This is a genomic window from Streptomyces phytophilus (genome assembly GCF_013870535.1).
Taxonomy (GTDB): domain Bacteria; phylum Actinomycetota; class Actinomycetes; order Streptomycetales; family Streptomycetaceae; genus Streptomyces; species Streptomyces phytophilus.
The window spans coordinates 1-6,376 of sequence record NZ_JACBXC010000248.1 but is presented as its reverse complement, the minus strand read 5'-3'; the positions used below and the strand labels follow the sequence as shown (position 1 = coordinate 6,376).

General features: G+C 71.7%; 6 protein-coding genes and 1 pseudogene. 2 read left to right on the top strand and 5 right to left on the bottom strand.

The window, feature by feature from the left end; translation table 11 throughout:
* A pseudogene (locus H5J30_RS13865) lies at window positions 1–186 on the top strand (methyltransferase); the annotation flags it as partial.
* 112 nt (window positions 187–298) lie between these two features.
* Here the strand turns inward: H5J30_RS13865 and H5J30_RS13860 are convergent.
* Together H5J30_RS13860 and H5J30_RS13855 are read right to left on the bottom strand one after the other, a co-directional pair.
* A complete protein-coding gene (locus H5J30_RS13860) occupies window positions 299–1,081 on the bottom strand; it encodes a hypothetical protein (protein WP_309505523.1) in 783 nt (260 codons plus the stop codon).
* A 308-nt stretch (window positions 1,082–1,389) separates the two neighbouring features.
* Entirely contained in the window at window positions 1,390–1,959 is a 570-nt protein-coding gene (locus tag H5J30_RS13855) for a hypothetical protein (protein WP_220188879.1), read from the bottom strand.
* A 173-nt stretch (window positions 1,960–2,132) separates the two neighbouring features.
* Between H5J30_RS13855 and H5J30_RS13850 the strand changes: the two genes are divergently transcribed.
* The gene (locus H5J30_RS13850; protein WP_181787738.1) at window positions 2,133–2,879 is read left to right on the top strand and encodes an aminoglycoside phosphotransferase family protein; all 747 of its coding nucleotides are present in this window, start codon (window positions 2,133–2,135) and stop codon (window positions 2,877–2,879) included.
* 132 nt (window positions 2,880–3,011) lie between these two features.
* Here H5J30_RS13850 and H5J30_RS13845 read toward each other — a convergent pair whose 3' ends face one another.
* The 3 genes from H5J30_RS13845 to H5J30_RS13835 form a co-directional block, all read right to left on the bottom strand.
* Window positions 3,012–3,218, bottom strand: coding sequence for a DUF5999 family protein (locus tag H5J30_RS13845; protein ID WP_181787737.1), 207 nt, complete (start codon window positions 3,216–3,218; stop codon window positions 3,012–3,014).
* Window positions 3,219–3,444: 226 nt separating this feature from the next.
* Window positions 3,445–4,914, bottom strand: coding sequence for an amino acid permease (locus tag H5J30_RS13840; RefSeq protein ID WP_181787736.1), 1,470 nt, complete (start codon window positions 4,912–4,914; stop codon window positions 3,445–3,447).
* Between the two features lie 63 nt (window positions 4,915–4,977).
* Window positions 4,978–6,376, bottom strand: a 1,399-nt coding sequence (locus H5J30_RS13835; RefSeq protein WP_181787735.1) for an alpha-L-fucosidase, incomplete at its 5' end; no start/stop codon positions are given.

Below are 6,376 nucleotides of genomic sequence, written 5' to 3'. Positions count from 1 at the left end.
GCCGAGGCACCGGAGCTGACCAGGCTCTTCGCCGAGCGCCGCCGCCGCGGCCCGGCCCCCGGCGGGGAGAACGGCCTGACCCTGGCGCGGCACGTGGACCTGCTGGAGAAGGCGGGCTTCGCGTCGGTCGGCACGGTGTGGCAGAGCGGCGAGAGGTGCGTGCTGGTGGCGGTCCGCGGCGAGTAGCGCCTCACACCGGACCGCGGCCACGGCCGGCCGGGGGACGGGCGGGGGCCGGGCGGCGCGCAGGCACGCTTCCGCCCTGCTCCTCCGTACGCTTCCTCCCCGGCCTCCTGCCTCACTCAGGGTCTTGCTCGGGACCTCCGTAGTCCGGGCTTGTGTAGTCGGGGTTGCTGTACCACGGTCCGTCGGTCGACCCGCCGTCGTCGGGGCTGGTGAACGCCGGGCGGGAGTAGCCGAAGCGGGGGAAGCGGGGGGCCGTGAAACCGCTGGGCACCGCAGCCCCCGCCGCGCCGCCGGCGATCGCCTCTTCCAGGAACGGCCGGATGCCGCGTTCGAGGAGCGCTTCGAGCCACTCCTCGCGGGCTCTTTCCACTGCGGTCGGCGGGCCGCCGCTGCGCCGCGCCGTCGTCACCACCGTCACCGTCGCTACGACGATGGCAGCGCCCGTGAACAGTGCAAAGATCCAGCCCGCCTGGCGCAGGTTGGACGCGACGGAGGGATCGGGGTTCATCAGTTGGAGCAGATACCCGACGAGAAGGAAGAGCACCGCCGCCGCACCGGCGAGCAGCGGCGCCAGCACCGCCAGGACCGCGGGCAGCCCCGCCCGGCCCCCGCCGCCGATCGGCGCAGCCCCGAAGCGGATGCCGCCCTCCGCACGGTCCGGAGCCACGTCGCCCGATGCGCGTCGCTGTGCGGAGCGCAGCAAGACGTAGCGCTCGTATTCGGGCGACGCACTCGCGGAGATCGCGGCCGTGGCGCTGAGAGCGAGTTCACGGAGCTGCCCGGCGTCGAGCCGCGCCTGCCCGCGACCGGTGCCTGTCGGGTACCTGGTGTCGCGCAGAGCGGCGTCGAGGAGCCGTTCGAAGTCGGGCCGGTCCTCGGTCAGCAGGAATGTCACCGCGGGGCCGCCCCGCGAAGACGCCTGCGGAACAGACGGCGGCCGTGTTCGCCCTTCCGCGCGAGGTGACGTCCGCCGCCGGGGGGAAGGGCCGTGCGCCTGCTTCGGTGCGGCCGCGGTTTCCTCCGCTTCCGTACCGGACGCGGCCGGGGCGCTCACGCGGCGGTCACGTATCGGCCGTCGCACGTCGATGCCCAGCACGGCTGCGAGGATGCGCCGGCCGAGGGGGAGTTCGCGCCGCACAGGCCGCCTGTCGATGCCGAGGACCGCCGTCACGAGCCGACGGCCGAGTGGTTGCCGCGCCGGAGTCATGCCGTCTCCTCCTCTCCCGCGACCGGGCGGCGGTACCGGCCCGGCGCCTCCTCCGAGGGGTTGACCGGCGCGGAGCGCCGCAGGGAGTGGTCCGGCCGGGGATCGGCAGGCTGCTGCAAGGGCTCGGGTTGAGCCGGCGGTTCCGGAGAGAGCCCGACCTGGGGCGCCGGTGGGGCGTGAGCCGCGACTTCGCTGCCCGGCTCCGCGGCCGTCGCCTCCGCTGCCACGGGCTGCGGTGCTGGCGCCACCGCGTTCCCGACCGCCTGGAAGCGGCCGAGCTGGGCGAGGAGGGCGGGCGCCGAGACGCCCACCACGAAGGCGGCGTACGCACCACTGATCTGCCCGGTGGTTCCGAACAGTACGGCGACCCCCGCACCCAGGGCGGTGTGGATGCCGGTGGCGATCGGATCCGCCACCGGATCGAAGTACTGCCCGAGCCGCGGAGGTTCGGCACCCTGCCGGTCCGCCGGGGCCTGGCGGAAGGATCTGCGGTCCGTCTGCCATTCGAGGACCCGGTTGTAGATGTCCACCAGCCCGCGCAGAGCACCCCCGGACGCTCCCAGCAAGATGAGTAACGGCACGTCCACGGCATCGCCTTCCCTGCGCCCGAGCTCTCCAGTACCCAGGGAGAGCTTAGGGCTCGCAGCAGGACCGTGGTGGGGCGCCGAGGCCGGGCGTTGCCGTTGCGCAGGTGAAAACCCGGCGACGTCGGCGATCATCACCGGGATACTGGGCGCCCATGGATGAGGTCGAAGTCGTCGTCGCCCATTCCGAGCGCGCGACCCTGCGCGTCGGCGATGTGTTCCTGAAGGTCGACGCCGATCAGGCGCGCATCGACGTCGAGGTCGAGGCGATGGCCCTGGTGCCGGTCCCGACACCGGAGGTGCTGTGGCGCAAGCCGTCCGTGCTCGCGATCGCCGCACTCCCGGGGACGGTGCTCGGCCGTCTCGGTGAGCCGTCGGCGGCGTCGCCGGCGGCCTGGGCCGCGGCGGGTGCCGCCATCCGGCAGTTGCACGAGGCGCCGCTGCCGCCCTGGCGCGGTCGGCGCCGGCAGGGCCCCGACGAGTTGGCGGCGGAACTCGACGGCGAGTGCGAGCTGCTCGTGGCGAACGGTGTCCTGCCCGCCGACCTGGTCACCCGCAACCGCCAAGTCGCCGATGCCGCGATCCGGCCGTGGACTGCGGTGTTCACGCACGGCGACCTGCAGATCGAGCACGTCTTCCTCGACGGCGACGAGGTCACGGGCATCATCGACTGGTCCGAGGCGGGCCGGGGCGATGCCCTGTTCGACCTCGCCACCTTGACGCTCGGACACGAGGGGCACCTCGACGACGTCATCGTCGGCTACGGCACCGACGTCGACCGCGACGTGATCCGCGCGTGGTGGTCGCTGCGGAGCCTGCTGGGGGTCCGCTGGCTGGTCGAGCACGGCTTCGACGCGTTCGCGCCGGGCTGCGAGGTCGACGTGCTGAGATCCCGGATGTGAGGCCGCGCGCCGCGGATCTCTGCACGGATCCCGGTGCAGAGCACGAACAGGATCCGGCGCGGCCGGGCGGCGGGGCCCTTCCACTCAGGCGAGGGCGTACGCGGGAGGGGCGGGGCGGGGCGCCGGTGGGGCTCAGGCCGCGGTGGCGAGCAGCCCGGGGCGTACCGTGCGCCGCGGCGCGACCACGGCGCCGGTCGGCAGCAGTTCACCGGTGTCGTCGAAGACGATCGTGCCGTTGCACAGCAGGCTCCAGCCCTGTTCGGGGTGGAAGGCCACGGTCTGCGCGGCGTCGCGGTCAGGGCGGTCGGAGGCGGGGCACTCGGGCCGGTGGGAGCACATCGGACACCTCTCGGTCGGGAGGCGGCGGCCCTGCCGGGCCGCCGGTGGCGGTGTGTGCCGTCTGGAAGGTGAGACCCGGCGGGCGCCGGAAACTCATCGCCCATCCTCAGGAAAGCACCGCCGAGTTGAGTCCCGGTCCGCGCGCGGTCACAGTCGCGTCTCAGTGCCCGCGGGGGCGCCCCGTACGGCCCGTCGTCCGCGGCCGGTACGGGGCGCCCCGCCGGGGTCAGTCGCGCGGATCCTCGCGCTTGTCCGGGCCCGGGCCGCCCGGTGCCGCCGGCTCCCTGCCGGCCGCCAGCCCGCTGCGGCGGTAGGAGTACGCGAAGTACACGACCATCCCGATCGCGAACCACACGCCGAACCGCAGCCACGTCTCCCACTTCAGGAACGTCACCAGCCAGATCGAAAAGCCGACCCCTATCAGCGGCACGACCGGCATCCCCGGGCAGCGGAACGTGCGCGGCAGGTCCGGCTGCCGGTAGCGCAGCACGACCACCGCGACGCACACGACCACGAAGGCCAGCAGGATCCCGATGTTTGTCAGCTCCGCGGCCTCCCCGATCTTCAAGAAGCCCGCGATCAGCGCCGAGCCGACGCCCACGATCCAGGTCACCCGCGTCGGCACGTGCCGTGTCCTGTGGGTCTTGGCGAACCACTTCGGCAGCAGCCCGTCGCGGCTCATCGAGAACCAGACGCGGGTGACGCCCAGCATGAAGGTGAACATCACCGTGAGGATGCCGATGATCGCCCCCACCGCGATCAGGTTCGCCAGCCAGCCGAGGCCCACCGACTCGAACGCCGTGGAGAAGCCGCTCTCCGGGTCGATGCCCTTGTAGTTCTGCATCCCCGTCAGCACCAGCGTCGCGGCCACGTACAGCAGCATCGAGATCGCCAGCGAGTAGAGGATCGCCTTCGGCATGTGCCGCTGCGACTCCTTCGACTCCTCGGCGGCCGTCGACATCGCGTCGTAGCCGAAGACCGCGAAGAACACGGTCGCCGCGCCGGTGAACGCACCGCCGACGCCGTAGGGGAAGAACGGGTTGTAGTTGGCGGTGTCGATGTGGAAGACGCCGACCAGGATGACGACGAGCACGACCACGACCTTCAGGACCACCACGACGGTCTCGAAGCGCGCCGCGTTCTTGATCCCGAGGGTCAGCAGGTACGCCACCAGCAGGCACAGCACGACCGCGAACAGGTCGACCCGGTGCCCCTCGCCGGTGCCGGGGGCGCCGAGCATCCAGGCCGGCAGGTCGGCGCCCATGTTCTCCATCAGGAACGAGAAGTAGCCGGAGATGCCGATCGCCACCACCGCGACGATCGCGGTGTACTCCAGCAGCAGATCCCAGCCGATGAACCACCCGGCGAGTTCGCCGAGGACCGCGTAGCCGTACGTGTACGCCGAGCCGGCCTTCGGGATCAGGCCGGCGAACTCCGCGTACGACAGGGCCGCCGCCGCGCTCGCCACCCCCGCGATGAGGAAGGAGACGAGCACCGCGGGGCCCGCCGTGCCGTTGGCGACCGCGCCGGCCAGCGCGAAGATGCCCGCGCCGATGATGCCGCCGACGCCGATCGCCGTGAGCTGCCACAACCCGAGGACCCGGGTGAGCTGTTCGCCGCTCTCGCCCTCGGTCGTCCCGATCTGCTCTATGGGCTTGCGGCGCAGTACGCCGTCGGTGCTCCAGAGCCCTGCCATGGTGCGTCCTCTCCGTCGAGGCCGTTCGATGACAGTGGAGCACGATGACGCATGAGGTGCTTTTCAGGAAGAGGGACGGGTGTGCACTTTGAAGACCCAGGCGTGCCGGCCGGCCCTGCGGGCCGCCGCGGGCACCTCGATGACCAGCGCGCCGCCCTCGGTGTCCCAGTGCAGCGGGCGGCCGCCGTAGCCCAGCATGGTGATCTTGTCGCCGGACCTGAGAGGCACCGGGGCCTCGACGATCAGCCGGGAGGAGGGTGCGGCGAGCGAGTGGATGTAGAAGGCGTCGGGCTTCATGGTGAACCGCAGGTCCTCGCCGAGCTGGGCCATCCGGGACCAGTAGGTGGTGCCGTAGATCGCCTCGCCGTTGACGCGCAACCACGCGCCGGTTTCGCGCAGCCGCCGCTCCATGATCTCGGGGATGGTGCCGTCGGCCCGCGGGCCGATGTCGAGGAGGAAGTTGCCGTTCTTGCTGACGATGTCGACGAGGCTGTGCACGACCTCCTCGGTCGTCATGTACGCGTCGTCGGGGGTCTCGGCGTTGTAGCCGTAGGACCGCGGGTCGAGGCCGCGGCTGGCCTCCCACTTGGCGACGACGGTGTTCTCGTACACCTCGTACTCGGGCGTGGTGAAGTCATGCGGGCCGATGCCGGAGCGGTTGTTCACCACCACCTCGATCGGCCGGGGGCGGTTCTTGGCGTGGTTGTAGAACTCGGCGAGCACCCGGTGGCTGTCGTTGTCCCCGCCGATGTCGCACCACATGATCTCGGTGCCGTAGTCGTGGATCAGCTCCAGCATCTGCGCGGCCTGGTAGTCGCGGACGTAGTCCTGGCCCGAGGTGTAGCCGGTGTACGGCACCGGCTCCAGCGTGTACGGGTTGCGCGGGGCGTGGCCGTACCAGGGGTTGTCCGGGTTGAACCACTCCGGCATCGAGAAGTACAGCCCGCAGTGCAGGTCGGGGGTGTACCTGCGGGAGGCGTCGAACAGCTCCCGGACCAGGTCGCGGCGCGGGCCCATCGCGACGGAGTTGCGGGTGGAGAGCTTGGTGTCCCACAGGGCGAAACCCTCGTGGTGCTTGGAGGTGAGCACGTGGTACTGCGCGCCCGCGTCCTGGAACAGCTCGACCCAGGCGCGCGGGTCGAAGCGCTCGGCCCGGAACATCGGGATGAAGTCGTCGTAGGCGAAGTCCTCGCCGTAGACCTCCCGGTGGTGCGCGTGCGTCGGGTTGCCCGGATCGTTCATCTGCTGCCAGTACCACTCCGCGTACTGCTTGCCGACCGGCGCCCAGGCGGGCACCGAGTACACGCCCCAGTGGATGAAGATGCCGAACTTGGCGTCGTTGAACCAGTACGGCGCCTGGTGGCTGCTCAGCGAGGCGTCGGTCGGCTCGAAGTCGGGCACCCCGAGGGTCAGCGGCCGGGTGACCTCGGCGGCGGTGCCGCCCCGGCCGGTGGCGACGACG